Raw genomic sequence first — 15,829 nt, 5'->3', positions numbered from 1 at the left:
CTTGCTGTGCAGTGCCTGAGAACCAGGGCGATCACCTCCGGGCTCGCGCGGTGCGGGCCCGACATCGACTGAGAGGCATGAGCATGGCCAGCGGAACCGTGAAGTGGTTCAACTCCGAAAAGGGCTTCGGCTTCATCGCGCAGGACGGCGGCGGTCCGGACGTCTTCGCGCACTACTCCAACATCAACGCCACCGGCTACCGCGAGCTCCAGGAGGGCCAGGCGGTGACCTTCGACATCACCCAGGGCCAGAAGGGTCCGCAGGCGGAGAACATCACCCCCGCCTGAGCCGCCGGTCGTACGACCACCAGGGCCCCGGAGCCGTGTGCTCCGGGGCCCTGTCCCGCTCCGTCACGGCACGACGGCACGACGGCGCCCCGGGCCGCCGCCCCGCCGCCTGTATGGGGGCGCACCCGACGGGTAGACGGGGGGCATGCCGGATTCAGCCGAGAACGTGGTCGCCGTGGTGGTCGGGGAAGCGATGAGCGTACGCGAGGAGTTGGGGGGCACCGTGGGGGAGGCCGTGACGGGGACCCGTGACGGCCTGTCGGCCATCGCGGCGGGGGGAGCGTGCGGTCTGCTCGCGGCGCTGACCGCGCACTCCGCCCTCCAGGAGCGGCTGGCCCGGGCGTGGTCGCCGGGGGCCGCCGCAGGGGTGCTGGCCCTGGCCTACGCCTCCGGCGCCTCCATGCTCCTCCGCTACGGCCGGGCCAGGCTGCGCCGGGCGCGCGAGGCGTCCCACGAGGCCCTGGAGGTGTCCCGCGAGGCGGTGGTGCGCACGGCGGACGAGCTGGCACGCGGCTAGCCGCGGACCGCGGACGACGGCCCGGGGCGCGGGGCCGGGACGCGCGGACGCCTCCCCGGTGAACCGGTGGAGGCGTCCGTCGTGTGTGCCGGGCGGAGGGCCGAGCTCAGCGCACCCAGACGTCCATGACGGGGGAGACGGCCTGCCTGCGGGCGTCGACCAGGCGCAGTTCGTTGTGGCCCTTCATGCCGAGCACGACGCGCATGGTGTACATCGAGCGGGAGTCGGTCCTCATGGACGCGGGGAGGGTCGCCCAGCCGCGCCCACCCGTCCTCTGCTGGAGCGTCACCCGGGAGCCCGGGGGGACGTTCCGCGCGACGCCGCGGATCCGGAACTGCTGCCAGGCCCGTACGTTCTTCACCGACGCCTTCGCCGAGAAGGCCGGCGCGGTCGCGGTGGCCAGCCTGTGCTGAGCGGTGGCGGGCGAGGCGACGGCCACCGCCGCGCCGACCGAACCGGCCACGGCCGCCGTGGCGATTCCGGCACCCCAGATACGTACGGACTGACGCATGCTCTGTCTCCCAGGTGAGGAAGGGGAACGATTCACCGGAAACGTAAGCACACAAGGGGATAACCGGATTGTTTGACACGATGTCAGATGATCTGTGTACCTCGTCCGGCCCTGTGCCTTCCCGAACCGCAGGACCCGGACCCGGACCCGGACGCGGCGGTACGCGGTCCGCCGGCCCGACGGGAGGCGGTGGACCGGCCGCGGGCGGGCGATGCCCGCGGGAGCGGCGCGTCGGCCGCGCCCCCTCCCGGTCTCCTCGGCCCCCGGGCCGGCCGGGTCCCCGGGCGGCGCGACCGGAGGGCCCGGCCGGGAGGCGCGGCCCGCCGGCGGTTCCCGCCTCGACCGCACGGGGCGGGGGGAGACGTCGCGATGGTCCAGAAGAATGGTTTCCCGAGCGGCTGCGCAGGCACCGGCCGCGGGCGGGGCGACAATGAGCGGGAGCCGCAGTGCGCTCCCACCGGCGCACGGTGCCCGCGGCCGGTGCCCCGCGCGCCGCTCGACGAGGACCGCGGACCCGGCCCCGCCACCACGGACACGGCCGCCGTCGCGGACACGGTGCCCGCGGCGGCGGCCGTGTCCGCACCCCCGCCGGGCCGTCGACCGCACACGTACGCACCCCCTCCGCCGGCGCACCGACACGGAACGACCCGGAAGGCAGGAGAACCGTGAAGACCGGGAACGCCCTCGCCCGCACGCTCGCCGCTCTGGCCCTCGCCGCCTGCGCCGTCGGAACCGCTCAGGCGGCCGACGGCGGTACGCCGGAGGCCGACCCGGGCGGGTGGTTCCGCGACTGCAACATCGTCGAGGACGTCGACCGGCCGAACCGGGAGGCGACCGACGAGTACGTGGACTGCTCCCGGCACGTCGGGGGCGCCGAGGAGGAGACCGGATCGGTGCAGGCGCCGACCGCGGGGAAGGAGGCGTTCCTTCCCCGCCACCACGAGTACCGCTGACCACACGGCTCGCCCGCGCCCCACTCGTCCGGGTCCCGCCCGGCACCACGGGCCGAAGGGCGCCGGGCGGGGCGGCGCCCGGCGCCCGCCCGTGCCCCCGGCGGCGGTGCACGGCCCGCTGCCCGCCTCACCGTCGGGACCGGGACGGTGCGCTCCGGGGGCGGCCGCCGACCCGGAGGGCGCGGGACCCGCCGCCGGGCGGGCGGCCCGCCCCCACGCCGTCGGGACGCCCTTCCCCACCGGTCCCGGCGCCGGAGCGGCGCTCCGGCCGCATGACCGGCGCTCCCCGGGTAGTCGGGGGGTATGGCAACACGAGGCAAGCAGTACGCGGTCGCCGCCTCCGGGCAGTGGACCGAGGAGGAGGAAGGACGCAGGCGCAGGCTGCCCGCGGGGGAGGCCCACGCTTGGGAACCCGGCCGGAACGAAACCGTGTGCGGGCTCTCCCTCAGCCGCTCGCTGTTGGTCCGCTTCCCCCACGTCCACTGGACCGACGCGATGCCCGAGTCCGGGGGTGCGGCCGACCGGGTCCAGCGCCTGTGCCACCGGTGCGCCTCGGTCGCCGGGCGCCGCGGTGAGGACGCGCGCCCCCGGTGGCAGCGCACCAACCCCCGACCCTGACCGTCCGCGCGCCGCCCGCCGGGAACAGCCCCGGGTGCGCGGGCGGGGCCCCGCCGGTCCGGGCGCCCCCGGACCGGCGGGGGCCGCGGACGCCGTGGCGATCGGGGAGGAGGGCCGGGTCCCGCTCGGTGATCCGCCCGTCCGCGTATCCCGCCGGTCCGGGGGCGCCCCCGCGCGCCCGGCCCCCGGGGCACCCCGCGCGCCCGGCGTCCCGCGTACCGAGCCCCGCTCCTGAGCGCTTGGCGCTCCCCCGCCGCGGCCCCGAGGCCGAACCGCCGCGAGGCCACGGCCCGGAGCGGCCCGGCCCGGTCCGGCGCGAAGATCGGGCACCGCGGCGACCGCGCATCGGGACGGGCGGGACGGTAGGCGTACGACGTACGTCCCGAGGGGCCGCGCCCGCCCCGGCAGACGGCGCCCGTTCCGCGGGCCGACGGTGGCGCGGGACCGCAGCGGCCCGTGCCGGAGTGCCGGGGGGCGATGCCGGGTATGAGGTGCGCCGGCCGGGTGCGTACCCTTGGCCCCCGGCCGACGAGACGTGACCGCGGGCGGGCCGGGTGCCGTTACGGCGGCCGGGTACCGGCGGGAAGGAGCGCCCCGGCCACCGCCCCGGACGGGCCCCGTCCGGAGGCCCGGCACCCGCCGCCGGCCCGCCCGCCGCCGGTGGGCGCCGTCCAGGGAGGTAGGGAACTGATGTCCGACCACTTCGGCGTCGAGGGCGCCGTCCACGCGCCCCCGTCCCGGGCCGGCGCACCCGTCCACGCGCCGGGAGCCGCCGTATGACCGCCGCATCCGGCGCCGCCGCCGACAGCGACGAGCGCAAGCAGCGGCTCAGACGGCGACTGGAGCGGCTGATCGGCGTGGCCGCCACGGAGGGGAACGAACTCGTCGCCCTGCGCAACGGCGACGAGATCTTCCCCGCCATGCTGGACGCCATCCGCACCGCCCGGCACACCGTCGACATGATGACGTTCGTGTACTGGCGGGGGGAGATCGCCACGGAGTTCGCCGAGGCGCTCGCCGGGCGCGCCCGCGCCGGGGTCCGCGTACGGCTCCTGCTCGACGGGTTCGGCGCCCGGCAGATAGAGGCGGACCTGCTCGACGACATGGACGCGGCCGGCGTGCAGATCGCCTGGTTCCGCAAACCGGTGTGGCTCTCGCCGTTCAAGCAGAACCACCGGTGCCACCGCAAGGCGCTCGTCGTCGACGAGCGGATCGCCTACACCGGCGGCGTCGGCATCGCCCGGGAGTGGTGTGGCGACGCCCGCAACCCCGGCGAGTGGCGCGACACGCACGTACAGGTGCGCGGGCCGGCCGTGGACGGCGTCGCCGCGGCGTTCGCCCAGAACTGGGCCGAGTGCCACGACGACCTGTACGACGAGCGCGACCGCTTCACCGAGCAGGCCCAGCACGGCACCTCGATCGTGCAGGTGGTCCGGGGGTCGGCGAGCATCGGCTGGCAGGACATGCAGACCCTCATCCGGGTCATGCTCACCTCGGCCGAGGAGCGCTTCCGCCTGGCCACCGCCTACTTCGCGCCCGACGCGTACTTCGTCGACCTGCTCCGCGCCACCGCGCGCCGGGGGGTGCGGGTGGAGATCCTGCTGCCGGGGGCGTACACCGACCAGCGCGCCTGCCAGCTCGCCGGGCAGGCCCACTACACCGAGCTGCTGGAAGCCGGGGTGGAGATCCGCCAGTACCAGCCCACGATGATGCACGCCAAGATCATCACCGTGGACCGGGTGGCGTCGCTGATCGGCTCGACGAACTTCAACCGCCGCTCCATGGACCACGACGAGGAGATCATGCTCGCCGTGCTCGACGAGGAGTTCACCGCCACCCTCGACGGGCACTTCGACGAGGATCTCGCCCGCAGCGTGGCCATCGACCTCTCCCGCTGGAAGCGACGAGCCGCCTTCCAGCGGGTGCGGGAGGCGGCTGTCACTCCGATCCGGAGGTTCCTGTAGCGGGCCTGCGGCCCGCGCGGTCAGCGCGTGGTCAGCATCCCCTCGCGCAGACGCTTGAGGGTGCGCGACAGCAGGCGCGACACGTGCATCTGCGAGCAGCCGAGCTGCTCGCCGATCTGGGCCTGGGTCAGCTCCTCCACGAACCGCAGGTGGAGGATCCGCCGGTCGCGCTGGTCGAGTTGGGCGATCAGCGGCGCGAGGGCCTGGAAGTCCTCCACCAGCTCCATGGCGGGGTCCTCGGAGCCGATGAAGTCGGCCAGCGCGGTCTCGCCGCTCTCGTCGCCGCCGATCGCGGCGTCCAGGGAGGAGGAGTTGTAGCCGTTCGACGCGAGACGGGCCTCGATGACCTCCTCCTCGCTCAGGTTCATCAGCTCGGCGAGCTCCTTGACGGTGGGGGTGCGCCCCAGCCGGGTGCGCAGCTCCTCGGTGGCCCGTGCGAGCTCGACGCGCGCCTCCTGCAGGCGGCGCGGCACGTGGACCGCCCACGAGGTGTCGCGGAAGAACCGCTTGATCTCGCCGACGATGTACGGGACGGCGAACGTGGTGAACTCCACCTCGCGGGACAGCTCGAACCGGTCGATCGCCTTGATGAGGCCGATCATCCCCACCTGCACGATGTCGTCCATCTCGTCACTGCGGCTGCGGAACCGGCCCGCCGCGTACCGCACGAGGGACATGTTCATCTCGATGAGCGTGTTGCGCGCGTACTGGTACTCGTGCGTGCCCTCTTCCAGGACCGCGAGCTGCTCCAGGAAGATCCTGGTCAGGGCCCGCGCGTCCTTCGGCGGGACGTTCCGGGGGTCCGGCACCTCCGGCAGCGTGGCGATACCGCCGATGGCCCTCGTGTTCGTGCCGGTCGTCGCCACCGTCATCGTCCCCTCCTTCATCTACGGATTCTCTTCGGCCCCGTACGGGCCGACGTGGCGCGCCTACCCGCAAGTCCCTCCCCCATGCCTCCCGTTTTCCCGAGGCGGAAACCGGTCGCCGGGCACTGCCGCCGCCACCGTACGGCGTACGGGGGGCGGCGGCCTGCGCCCGGACGCCGCCCGCGGCGGTGGCGCCGGCCCGGAGGGGCCCCTGCCGCCCGTGGCGTCCCGCGCGGGGGACCGGCGGCGCCCCGGTCGCGCCCCCGGTGGGGGAGGGGCGGAAGGCGCCGGTCCGGCGGGAACCCCCTCCGGTGCCCGGCGCCCGCCCGGCGGCGCGCGACCGGCCGCCGACCGGAAGTGGCATCATCACAGGAATGATCCAGGCGTGTCTGAACGGCGGCCGGGCGGCGAACGACCACCCGGGCGTCCCCGTGACCCCCCGAGCCCTGGCCGCACAGGCGGGCGCCGCCCAGGCGGCCGGGGCCGACAGCATCCACATGCACCCCCGTGACGCCCACGGCCGTGAGACCCTCCACCTCGGCGCCGTCGACGCGGCGTTGAAGGCGGTCAGGCGGAGTTGCACCGTCCCGGTCGGGGTCTCCACGGGGATCTGGATGACGGAGGGGGACCCGCGGCGCCGACTGGACGAGCTGGCCCGCTGGCGGGACCTGACCGAGCCGCCCGACTTCGCCTCGGTGAACATCGGCGAGCCCGCGTTCGGCGAGACCGTGCGGCTCCTGCTGGACCTCGGCGTAGGGGTCGAGGTCGGCATCTGGTCCGAGGACGACGCCAGGGCGTTCACCGAGGGGTGCCGGGCGGACGACTACACCCGGATCCTGGTGGAGGTCATCGACCGGCCGGTCGGGCGGGCGGTCGCGGACGCCCTGAGGATCCTCGACCTCCTCGACGCGCGGACCGGCGCCGTACCGGTCCAGCTCCACTCCGACGGCGACGCCGCGTGGCCCGTCCTGCGCCTCGCGCTCCGGCGCGGCCTGGAGACGCGCATCGGCCTGGAGGACACCCTGCTGGACGCCGACCACTCGCCCGCCGAGGACAACGCGCGGCTCGTGGCGCAGGCGGTGCGGCTGGGGGAGAGCGTCCGGACGCAGGCCGCCGCCCGTACCGCCCAGGGGTGAGGCCCGCGGCCGGCCCGGGGCGGACCCGGTCCGGCGGCGGCCGGGCCCGGGTCCGCGGCGCACGGGTCCCGGACGGTACCCGTACGACCCGCGGGGACCGCGTCCGGCCGCGGCGGCACGGCCCGATCGGCTACGGCTTGGGCAGCGTGCAGCCGGGGCGGTCGAGGTCCACTTCGTTGCCGGTGCCGACGCAGGGGGCGATGGTGTACGTCTGCTGGGCGTAGCCGATGCCCCGGCGGACGGCCACGGTGCCGTTCTCGTCCACCTCGCAGGGGTTGTTGAGGGTGCAGCGGCCGCCCGATTCGTTCCGGGTGTTGTTGACGGCGACCACCTTGCCGGTCGCCGTGTCGACCACGGGCGCCCCGGAGGTCCCGCCTATCGTGTCGCAGGCGGCGGTGTACCGGATGGAGTCCTTCCAGGTCCAGCCGCCTTCCTTGAGGCGGTGCGCGAAGCCGTCCGTGGAACAGCCGTAGATCCGCTTCCAGTAGCCGGAGACCACCTTGATGGAGGTCCCCCGCGCCGGGCGGGAGGTGTCCAGTTCGAGGGCCTTGACGCGGTGGCGTTTCTCGATCTGCCGGTAGGTGCTGGTCAGTTCGTACAGCGCGACGTCGGTGTCGGTCATCGTCGCGTACGCGATCCTGCTCGCCCGCAGGGTGGCGACGCGGGTGCCGGCGGAGTTCAGGAGGTCGAAGCCGCGGGTCGAGGGCCGGTCGACGACCACGACGCCGGCAGCCGGCATGCCGGACTCCAGGCAGTGGCCGTTGGACAGCACCAGCGCGCGGTCGTCGGGGCGCGACTGGGGCAGCCGCACGACCGAGCCTGAGCAGTTGTTCAGGGCCACGGTGCCGGCGAAGCCGACGGCGGCGGCCTCGGGCGCCCGCACCGGGGCGGGAGCGGAAGCCGGGGCCGGAGCCGGGGCGGCGGACGCGGGGGCGGCGCCGAGACCGGGGAGTGCCAGCGCGAGCAGGGCACCGGCGAGGGACTTCTTCATGTGGGGGTCCTTCCGTGCACGGACGGTCGTGCGCATTCTTCGGAATGGACATGTCCCCGACAAGGATGGATTTTCGGTCACCACTCCCACACGGGCCCGCCCCGGAGCGAGGGGCGCCCGCCGCAGCCTCCGCATCCGCCCGCCGCCGTCGCGCGCCCGGCCGGGCAGGGGGCGCGGCACCGTCCGGGAACGCGGCCGGACGGGCCCGTCCGGCCACACCGACCCAGCCTCGGGGCGTCGGCACCGGCGGCCGGCGTGTCCCCCGTCGGCGCCGCCCCCGGCCCGGCGGCGCGGCCGCCACGGGCCCGTACCCGGGCCGGACGCCGGGGCCGGACGCGGTGGCGGCAAGTGACCGCGCACGGGCGGCCCGACCGCGGCCCCCCAACCCGGCACGACGGCCGCGCACCCCCCCCGGACGGCCGTCCCGTCCGGCCGGGTCCACCCGGCGACGAGGCGTCCGGAGGACCCCCGCCCTTCGTCCGAGGGGTTCGGGACGCGGTTGAGCCGGACGTCGGACCCGTCGGCGGGACCGGTCCCGAGCACCGTGACGGTCGGGTCGGGGCGTCGCTCTCGCTCTGGTGCTGCGGCTCCGCCTCACCGCGCAGGGGGGCGCGCGACCGCGCCGCCACCACCGGGTCGTGGACGCCGTCGCAGATCCACCGGGTGCCGGGCACCCCGTGCTCCGAGGTGCCGATCAGCGCCTCGCCGGGGACGCCCTCCAGGGGCGCGCCGCGGTAGCCCATCGGCACGGGGTACGTCACCGGCTCCCGCGCGGCGGCGTCCGTCACGGTCATGAACTCGATCCCGACCGCACCCTCGGGATCGTCCAGGCGGAACCCGCCGGACTTGACCGGTTCCGGTGCCCCCGTACCGCCTGCGTACCAGCTCCGCTCCGGCAGCCAGCCGGTGAGCGGCTCCAGTTCGCCGGGCGTCAGGGTGATGTGGTGGACGGATGCCGCACGAGCTTCCTCACGCGCGGGTGCGGGTCCGTCCCGCGACGGGACGCGGCCCAGCCCACGCGGGGGGACCGCGCCGCTCGGACGGCAAGAGACCCCGGGAGCAGCCCCGTCTCCCTCCGGCCGCCCGCAGCCGCGCACCCGGTCCCGGGCCCCAGGGGATCCGGCCTCCCGGGCCCCGGCCCTGCCGCTCTCCGCGGCTCCTGCCGGTCCCGCGGCCGCGCCGGCGCGACGGGACCGCCTGCCGCGCGGCCGGCGGGGCCGGACGCCCGGGACGGCGCGCACCCCGCGCGCGGGGCCGACCCCGGGGCGCCGCCGGCCGGCCGGCTCACCGGGGAGCCCCGGGGCCGAGCGGGCCGGTCACGCGAGGCGGCGGGGGAGGTCCTGCCGGGACAACGCGCCGGTCTTCCGCATGGCGCGGGCGATGTGCTGTTCCACCGTCCGGGGGGACAGGTGCAGCGTCGTGGCGATCTCCCGGTTCGTCAGTCCGGACGCCGCGAGTTCGGCCACCTCCCGTTCGCGCGGCGAGAGCTGGTCCGCCTGGGAGGGGCGGCCGGGCCGCCGCTTGTCCTTGACCGGCTGGTAGGCGCGCAGGACCGCCCGGCAGCGGGCCGCGTCCCAGACCGCCCCCAGGTCGCTGAACCGCTCGGTGCACTCCCGCAGTTCGGCCACCGCCCGTGCCGTGGCGCCGCCGGCCCCGTCGCCGTCCCCGGCGGCCCCCTCCTCCGCGGGGGGCCGCCCGGTCCCGGTGTCCCGGGGCGGGCCTTCCCCGGCCTCCTCCGGGGCGTCGAGCGTTTCCGCCTCCAGGAGGCAGCGCGCCGCGTTCTCCGCGTTCAGCGCCTGGGCGTAGGGGCGGGGGAGGGCGCCGTACGCGTCCGCCGCCGCGCGGTACAGGCGTACGGCCTCCCGGCGCCGGCCCTCCACCTCCGCCAGCGCGGCCCGGCCCCAGGCGAGGGCGGCCCGGGCGACGGGCGCGTCGCGGTCCTCGACACCCCGGGCGAACGTGTGCAGCATGTGCCGCGCCGTCCCCTCCTCGCCCGCGCGCGCCAGCGCCTCCACGGCCCAGGGGACGAGCTCCGCCGCCCACACCCAGACCCCCTTGGCGGTGACGCCCGACCATGCCGCACGGGCCGCCTCCGCCGCCTCGGCCACCTCCTGGCGCACCAGCGCGAGACGGATCAGCGCGCCCGACGTGGCCGCGGCCAGCGGGGCCGGCGTGTCCTGCGGCGCCGTCGCGTCGTCGCCGGACAGCCAGGACAGCGCCGTTCCCCAGTCGCCCTGGGCGAAGGCGAGGAGACCGCGGACCATACGGGCGTCGGAAGCGAGGAGGGGCATGTCGGACGTGGCCCCGGCGAACCTCTCGCACCGCTCGGCCAGCCCGCCCCACCGGCCCGTGTACCACTCCAGCAGCAGCCGCGTCCCCAGAGCGGTGTGCTCGGTGTAGGGGGCGCCGTTCCGCGCGGACAGGTCGAGGCCCGCCGCCAGCATCTCCTCCGCCCGCGGGTAGTAGCCGAGCCACGCCGCGGAGTCCGCGGCGTTGCACAGCCCGCGCGCCGCGTGCAGGCGGCAGTTCGGATCCGGACTGTCCACGGGCAGTTCGTCCACCAGGCCCCAGGCGTCCTTCTCGCCGAGGCTCAGGGAGAAGGACAGGCGGTTGGTGAGGACGGCGGCGTGGACGACGGCGTCCTCGCTCTCCTCCGCGAGCTGCGTGGCGGCGAGGAGCCACCTCCGGTGCGCCTCGGCCGAGGGCCCCGGCCACTGCGGGAGGGACAGCGCCGCCATCGCCCGTGCCGCCAGGTCCGGACGCACCTCGCGCAGTTCGGCGGCGGCGAGCTCCAGCTCCCGCATTCCCTGCTGCATCCTCCCCAGCTGGTTGTTCAGCAGCAGCCCCAGATCCAGCCGCAGTTCACCGCGGACGGCCGGGGGAGCGAGAGGTCGCCCACGATGTGCCTCAGGACCTCGACGGTCTGGTCCGAGCGCAGTCCGACGACGGCGCTGCGCGCCAGCAGGGGCGCCAGCCGGGCACGGGCCTGCGGCGGTACCGCCGGCGAGGCGAGGGTCGGCTCCAGCAGGCCGATCGCCTCCTGGTGGCGGCCCGACCCGGCGGCCTCCCGGGCGGCGTTCTCCACGGCCCGCAGCCACCCGCGGACGTGACCGCCGGCCCTGTGGTGCCGGGCCAGCACGGCCCAGGGCACCGGCTGCCGGCGGGCCACCACCCGGGCCGCCCGCCGGTGCAGTTCCTGGCGTACCGGGCCGGGCACGGAGGCGTGCACGGCGAGCGCCGCGAGGGGGACGGGCAGGCCGTAGCGCCCCTCCTCCCGCTCGGACAGCGCCGCGCAGGCCAGGGCGGCCAGCAGGGCGCTCCTGCCCCGCGCCGGGCCGAGGCCCGCCACGGCGACCAGTTCGTCCCCGCCCGCCGACTCGTCCAGCACGGCCGCCGCCCAGACGATCGGCCGGTCCTCCGGGGAGAGGAGCAGCGTCCGGCCCAGCGCCAGCTCCGCCAGCCGGACCGGTACGCCGAGCCCGTCCAGGTCGACGGAGGCGTACTCCGCCCGCATGCGCTCCCGCATGAGCGCCAGCAGGTCGACCACCACCTGCGGCACCCCGCCGGAACGTTCCCGCAGCCTTGCCGCGAACTCGGCCGGGAGGTGGTCGCCGAGGGCCTCCACCGCGGCGCGGCGGACCCTGGCCGTGTCCCACGGCTCCAGCCGGTGCCGCACCACGGTGAGTTCGGACGGGTAGCCGACCGGCGAGGCCCCGAGCGGGAGACCGGGCGCCTCCAGCTCCTCCGGACGGTAGGACACCACGGCCGTCAGACCCGGCCACGGCGCTTCCAGCACGCGGCGGAGCCGCTGCCGCTCCTCGGCGTCCGCCCGGTGCGCGTCGTCCACCAGGAGGAGCAGCGGTTCCTCCTGCCGTGCGGGCTCGGGGCGGGCAGCGGGATCACCGCACCTCCACGCCAGGTGGGTCATCCCCGCGGCCTCCGGCGAGGCGCCGACCTCGCGGAGGAGGTGGCTCTTGCCCATGCCGGCGGCGCCCTCCACGAAGACCAGCACCGGCCCCGATCCGGCGCCCGCCAGGGGCCAGCGCAGCGCGGGTTCCCCGGCGGACTCGTGTGTGGTGACCACGCGACCGTCCCATGACTCTGAGTTCCCGGTCCCGGGTGCGCCGCGGCGCACCGGCGACCGGAGGCGAGGGCCGCGTCCCGTACGCCGCCCCGGCCCGAGGAATCGCCCGGGAACCGGCCGGTGCCCTCGGAGGAGCCCGGTTCGCCGGGGCTCGACGTCCTCCCGGTCTCCCAGGATGTCCCGTCGACGCCGTCGCGGCAACGTATCAGAAGGGGGCGTCCCACTCGGGGCGGGGGAGGGGGGAGGACCGCGGGGCGACCGGCCGCCCCGGGCCGGCCGACGCCTCCGGACGGCCCGGGACGGCCCGGTGCGCCCGCGCCGGGGCGGGGGAGTGCCGGAGGGGGCGCTTAAACCAGTACGTCCAGGCCGAGGGACCGGGACCAGAGGGCCGGGGGCAGGGCATCCGCCGGGTCGGCCTGCCCCCGCGCCGCGCCGAGCGCGATGACGGCGGTCACCGCGGTCCCGGCCTCCACGCGCCGCACCACCGTCCGCGTCGCGTAGGCGTCGACGAGGCGGAGGCCCCGCCCGCAGGTCGCCCGGTCGTCCAGCGGTTCCCGCCTCGGAGCGGTCCGCTCCTTCCAGGAGCCGCCGTCCAGCACCTCGACGGTCAGGGTGTCGCCGCGGACGTCGACCGACAGGGAGACCCACTGGCTGCCGCTGTGCAGGACCGTGTTGGTGACCAGCTCCGTGACGATCACCGCCAGGGCCTCCTCGGCGTGGTCGGCCAGGTGCCACCGGCGCACGACGGCCCGGGAGAACCGCCGGAGGGCGGGCACGGCCTCCGGCGAGGCCGGCATGGTGCAGGCGGCCAGGCCGCGCAGGGCTTGATCAGGCCGGGCGCACTGCGCGGTCCCTCCCAGGACGCGTTCGATGACCATGGCATGGGCTCCAGTCCGTTCGAGCCGGTACCCGTACTCGGGTCCGGCGGCCGGGAGTATCCGATTTCACCGGCCGTTCAGGTACCGGACGCTCCGTCTTCGGCATACCAACGATCCGCTCCCGTTTGTGACGCGCGCAATCAGGGGTGGCGAAGCACGTATACGCAAAGAACCGCGTGCGGCCCCCGAAAGGAGCCTTGCTCGGCCCGCCCCTCCGCCGGCGGCGGATTCCGGCGTTCCCCGGAGTGCGCGCCCGCCCGGGGCGTACGATGCGAAGACTCGCCACCCGGGTTTCGGCCACGGTCCGCCGCTGCCGGAGCCGGACCGGACCCCCCGCCGGCGGGGAGGCGTCCGGACCGCGGGTGCGGCGGGCGGTCCGCCTCCCGGCAGGTGAACCGGCGGTAACGGCCTGGTCGCGCACCGGTTCCGGCGGCGGGTCCGGGTGACGCGATGCCAGTCGTCGAGGGGGATTGTTGGCGTATCCGTATCCGGCCACATCCGGATGGAGGACGGGCAGACCGGCCCGTAGGGTCTCTCCGCCGACGAACCGCCGCATCGGAGCGGCGGGGTCGGCGGAGACGGTACCCGTGGGAAGCGCGTCGCACGCGCCCCGGGCGGAGGCCGGTCCCACCCCGGCCCCCTCGCCCGGACACGGGACCGGCCGTTCGGTGCCGGTTCCCGAACACGCCGTACCGACAGAAGCCGTACCGACAGAGAAAGCAGAACGGCACCTATGAAGGCGAAGCGCCTACGGACGACGGCAGGATGCCTGGCACTGCTCCTGATCAGCGGCTGCCGTCCACTGGCGGACGAGGGCGGGGAGAGCGCCCCCATCGTCATCGGGACCGTGAACGCCCTGACGCACCTCGACCCCGCGGGGGCCTACGACAACGGCTCGTGGGCGCTGTACAACAACGTCTACCAGAGCCTGCTCACCTTCGAGCCCGGCTCGCCGCTGCCCCAACCGGACGCGGCCGAGGGGTGCGAGTTCACCGACCCCGGCCTCACGACCTACCGGTGCCTGCTCCGCGAGGGCCTGAGGTTCTCCAACGGGAGCAGGGTGACCGCGGCGGCGGTGAAGCACTCGTTCGACAGGATCCTGCGGATCGACGACCCGCTCGGGCCGAGCCCGCTCTTCTCGAACCTCAAGTCGGTGGAGGCGCGCGGCACCGCGGTGATCTTCCACCTCAAGACGGCCGACGCGACGTGGCCGTCGAAGATCGCCACGGGGGCGGGGTCCATCGTGGACCCGGCCGTGTACCCGCTCGACGAACTGCGCACGGCCAAGGAGGTGACCGGATCCGGCCCCTACCTGATCTCCTCCCGGACCGATGACAGGATCGACCTGAAGCCCAACCCCGACTACAAGGGGGCGGTCCCCCACGGCAAGGGGCTGCCCATCCGGATCCGGTACTACCAGCAGGCCCAGGAGGTCGAGAAGGCCTGGCAGAACGGGACGGTCGACGTGGCCTACCGGGGGCTGCCCGCGGCGACCCTGGCGAAGCTCGACGAGAACACCCCCGGAATGCGCCTCTCCATCGGGCAGAGCGCCGAGACCCACTACCTCGCCATCAACCTGCGCCGCAAGACGAACCCCCTGGCCCACGTGGCCGCCCGCCGGGCCGTCGCGACCCTCGTCGACCGCGGGCACCTGGCCGGCAAGGTGTACGGGCACACCGTGACGCCGCTGTACTCGCTGATCCCCCAGGGCATCACCGGTCACAGCACGGCCTTCTTCGACGCCTATCCCGAGGTGGACCCCGAGCACGCGAAGCAGCTCCTGGAGTCCGCCGGGATCGCGACGCCGGCGCGCTTCGCCCTGGGGCACCAGAGCGGGACCGCCGCCCTTGAGGCGAAGGAGCTCGAACGCCAACTGGAAGCCGGCGGGGCCTTCGAGGTCACCCTCGTCGAGGAGGACGACTGGCCCACGTACCAGCGGCGCTACGCCCGGGGGGATTTCGACGCCTTCATCACCGGATGGGCACCCGACTTCCCGGACCCCGAGACGTTCACCCAGCCGCTGCTCGGCCCGGACAGCATCCTGGGCAACGGCTTCTCCTCCCCCGAGGTCGACACGGCGATCCGGATGACGCAGAAGCAGACCGACCGGGGCCTGACCAGGGAGCAGTTCCGGAGGATCCAGAGGACCATCGCGAAGTCGGTCCCCCTGGTGCCCCTGTGGCAGCAGAAGGACTACGTGGTGACCCGACCCCACGTGGGCGGGGGCCAGTACCTGGCGGACGGCACCGGGGTGTGGCGCCTGTGGGAGCTGAGCCTGCTGTGACGGCAGCCGCCGACGGTCGGGGCGGCAGGGGAGGCCGTGGCGCCGCGCGGTCCCCCGCCGGCCGTCGGCGGTGCCCGGAGCCCCGGCCCGGGCGCGGTTAATTGCGTATCCGGGTCACCGGCCGCCCGGATGGCCGGCGGCGTCCCGGCCCCCTAGATTCCGGTCAGGCGGCCGATCGGACGGGGGAGCCGGCAGGGGCGGTTCCGACCGTGTCCCGGTCCGCCGGTATTCGCACGGGCATGCGGAACGAGTCGTGCACACCGCCCTCCGGCCCACCCAACCGGTCGGCGACCCGCCCTGCCGCCCCGGCAGCCGGTACGGCGCGCTCCTCCCCACGGCGCGCACCGTACCGGGGACTCCTCCGCATGCCCGGGCGCCCCGCGAGCCCCGCCGGACCGTTTCGGGACCGCCGGTCGCCGACCCCCGGCCCCGGCGGCCCGGCCGCGCCCGGCGCCCCGTCTTTCGCGCCCCGGTCTTCCGGGGCCGCCGCGGCCTCGCCCCGAGGAGCCGTCCGCGGCCCCGGGCGCCGCGGACGGGCAGGGCCCCGCCGCCGGCCGGCGCCGAGGCCCTCCGGAGCCGCCACCCCGTCGTACACCGGGCTCCGCGCCGTCCCCGCGGCCGGCTCCGGACCGGGGGCCAGGGACGGGGCGCCCCCGTCCGCAGCCCGGCCCCCGGCGGGGAGGCCGCCGGGGAAGGCCGCGGTCCGGGGCCGGCCCGCCGCGAACGCGCGCCCCGACGGC

13 protein-coding genes and 1 pseudogene are annotated in these 15,829 nt (G+C 76.0%); 7 read left to right on the top strand and 7 right to left on the bottom strand.

Annotation, left to right across the window (positions count from 1 at the left end; translation table 11 throughout):
• Positions 1 to 83: 83 nt before the first annotated feature.
• Both LUW75_RS00620 and LUW75_RS00615 read left to right on the top strand, forming a co-directional pair.
• Positions 84 to 287, top strand: coding sequence for a cold-shock protein (locus LUW75_RS00620; protein ID WP_019330262.1), 204 nt, complete (start codon positions 84 to 86; stop codon positions 285 to 287).
• A 145-nt stretch (positions 288 to 432) separates the two neighbouring features.
• Positions 433 to 804, top strand: coding sequence for a hypothetical protein (locus LUW75_RS00615; RefSeq protein ID WP_250333859.1), 372 nt, complete (start codon positions 433 to 435; stop codon positions 802 to 804).
• A gap of 106 nt (positions 805 to 910) precedes the next feature.
• On the opposite strand, the gene LUW75_RS00610 is transcribed toward LUW75_RS00615, so the two are convergent.
• Entirely contained in the window at positions 911 to 1,315 is a 405-nt protein-coding gene (locus tag LUW75_RS00610) for a hypothetical protein (protein WP_250333858.1), read from the bottom strand.
• Positions 1,316 to 1,980: 665 nt separating this feature from the next.
• On the opposite strand from LUW75_RS00610, the gene LUW75_RS00605 reads away from it, so the two are divergent.
• The 3 genes from LUW75_RS00605 to LUW75_RS00595 all read left to right on the top strand — a co-directional run bounded on the left by LUW75_RS00605 (position 1,981) and on the right by LUW75_RS00595 (position 4,850).
• Positions 1,981 to 2,268, top strand: coding sequence for a hypothetical protein (locus LUW75_RS00605; RefSeq protein WP_250333857.1), 288 nt, complete (start codon positions 1,981 to 1,983; stop codon positions 2,266 to 2,268).
• A gap of 303 nt (positions 2,269 to 2,571) precedes the next feature.
• Complete coding sequence (locus tag LUW75_RS00600; RefSeq protein WP_250333856.1) at positions 2,572 to 2,886, top strand: hypothetical protein; 315 nt, start codon at positions 2,572 to 2,574, stop codon at positions 2,884 to 2,886.
• Positions 2,887 to 3,662: 776 nt separating this feature from the next.
• Positions 3,663 to 4,850, top strand: a complete 1,188-nt coding sequence (locus tag LUW75_RS00595) for a phospholipase D-like domain-containing protein (protein ID WP_250333855.1) — start codon at positions 3,663 to 3,665, stop codon at positions 4,848 to 4,850.
• Positions 4,851 to 4,870: 20 nt separating this feature from the next.
• On the opposite strand, the gene LUW75_RS00590 is transcribed toward LUW75_RS00595, so the two are convergent.
• The gene (locus LUW75_RS00590; protein ID WP_250337500.1) at positions 4,871 to 5,722 is read right to left on the bottom strand and encodes an RNA polymerase sigma factor SigF; all 852 of its coding nucleotides are present in this window, start codon (positions 5,720 to 5,722) and stop codon (positions 4,871 to 4,873) included.
• Between the two features lie 368 nt (positions 5,723 to 6,090).
• On the opposite strand from LUW75_RS00590, the gene LUW75_RS00585 reads away from it, so the two are divergent.
• Complete coding sequence (locus tag LUW75_RS00585) at positions 6,091 to 6,852, top strand: 3-keto-5-aminohexanoate cleavage protein (protein WP_250333854.1); 762 nt, start codon at positions 6,091 to 6,093, stop codon at positions 6,850 to 6,852.
• A 130-nt stretch (positions 6,853 to 6,982) separates the two neighbouring features.
• Here LUW75_RS00585 and LUW75_RS00580 read toward each other — a convergent pair whose 3' ends face one another.
• The 5 genes and pseudogenes from LUW75_RS00580 to LUW75_RS00565 all read right to left on the bottom strand — a co-directional run bounded on the left by LUW75_RS00580 (position 6,983) and on the right by LUW75_RS00565 (position 12,805).
• Positions 6,983 to 7,843, bottom strand: coding sequence for a S1 family peptidase (locus tag LUW75_RS00580; protein WP_250337499.1), 861 nt, complete (start codon positions 7,841 to 7,843; stop codon positions 6,983 to 6,985).
• A 387-nt stretch (positions 7,844 to 8,230) separates the two neighbouring features.
• Positions 8,231 to 8,856 (bottom strand): annotated as a pseudogene (locus LUW75_RS00575) (maltokinase N-terminal cap-like domain-containing protein); the annotation flags it as partial.
• Between the two features lie 303 nt (positions 8,857 to 9,159).
• Positions 9,160 to 10,647 (bottom strand): LuxR C-terminal-related transcriptional regulator, encoded by a 1,488-nt coding sequence (locus LUW75_RS24845; protein ID WP_462933677.1) that lies wholly within the window; start codon positions 10,645 to 10,647, stop codon positions 9,160 to 9,162.
• Between the two features lie 29 nt (positions 10,648 to 10,676).
• Entirely contained in the window at positions 10,677 to 11,927 is a 1,251-nt protein-coding gene (locus tag LUW75_RS24840; protein ID WP_462933676.1) for a P-loop NTPase family protein, read from the bottom strand.
• 347 nt (positions 11,928 to 12,274) lie between these two features.
• On the bottom strand, positions 12,275 to 12,805 hold the full coding sequence (locus LUW75_RS00565) for an ATP-binding protein (RefSeq protein ID WP_250333853.1): 531 nt from the start codon (positions 12,803 to 12,805) through the stop codon (positions 12,275 to 12,277).
• Between the two features lie 733 nt (positions 12,806 to 13,538).
• Here LUW75_RS00565 and LUW75_RS00560 point away from each other — a divergent pair.
• Positions 13,539 to 15,089, top strand: coding sequence for an ABC transporter substrate-binding protein (locus LUW75_RS00560; RefSeq protein WP_250333852.1), 1,551 nt, complete (start codon positions 13,539 to 13,541; stop codon positions 15,087 to 15,089).
• Positions 15,090 to 15,829 lie beyond the last annotated feature (740 nt).

Source organism: Streptomyces sp. MRC013, from assembly GCF_023614235.1.
In the GTDB taxonomy this organism is placed as follows: domain Bacteria; phylum Actinomycetota; class Actinomycetes; order Streptomycetales; family Streptomycetaceae; genus Streptomyces.
Note: the sequence above shows the minus strand (reverse complement) of the source record. Positions and strands in the feature narration are given on the sequence as shown.

What these genes read in the sequence shown, in the direction of transcription:
- LUW75_RS00595 (WP_250333855.1), top strand. Translation starts at nt 3,663, where the DNA reads ATGACCGCCGCATCCGGCGCCGCCGCCGACAGCGACGAGCGCAAGCAG.
- LUW75_RS00615 (WP_250333859.1), top strand. Translation starts at nt 433, where the DNA reads ATGCCGGATTCAGCCGAGAACGTGGTCGCCGTGGTGGTCGGGGAAGCG.
- LUW75_RS00610 (WP_250333858.1), bottom strand. Translation starts at nt 1,315, where the DNA reads ATGCGTCAGTCCGTACGTATCTGGGGTGCCGGAATCGCCACGGCGGCC.
- LUW75_RS00600 (WP_250333856.1), top strand. Translation starts at nt 2,572, where the DNA reads ATGGCAACACGAGGCAAGCAGTACGCGGTCGCCGCCTCCGGGCAGTGG.
- LUW75_RS00585 (WP_250333854.1), top strand. Translation starts at nt 6,091, where the DNA reads ATGATCCAGGCGTGTCTGAACGGCGGCCGGGCGGCGAACGACCACCCG.
- LUW75_RS00620 (WP_019330262.1), top strand. Translation starts at nt 84, where the DNA reads ATGGCCAGCGGAACCGTGAAGTGGTTCAACTCCGAAAAGGGCTTCGGC.
- LUW75_RS24845 (WP_462933677.1), bottom strand. Translation starts at nt 10,647, where the DNA reads ATGCGGGAGCTGGAGCTCGCCGCCGCCGAACTGCGCGAGGTGCGTCCG.
- LUW75_RS00580 (WP_250337499.1), bottom strand. Translation starts at nt 7,843, where the DNA reads ATGAAGAAGTCCCTCGCCGGTGCCCTGCTCGCGCTGGCACTCCCCGGT.
- LUW75_RS00565 (WP_250333853.1), bottom strand. Translation starts at nt 12,805, where the DNA reads ATGGTCATCGAACGCGTCCTGGGAGGGACCGCGCAGTGCGCCCGGCCT.
- LUW75_RS00590 (WP_250337500.1), bottom strand. Translation starts at nt 5,722, where the DNA reads ATGACGGTGGCGACGACCGGCACGAACACGAGGGCCATCGGCGGTATC.
- LUW75_RS00560 (WP_250333852.1), top strand. Translation starts at nt 13,539, where the DNA reads ATGAAGGCGAAGCGCCTACGGACGACGGCAGGATGCCTGGCACTGCTC.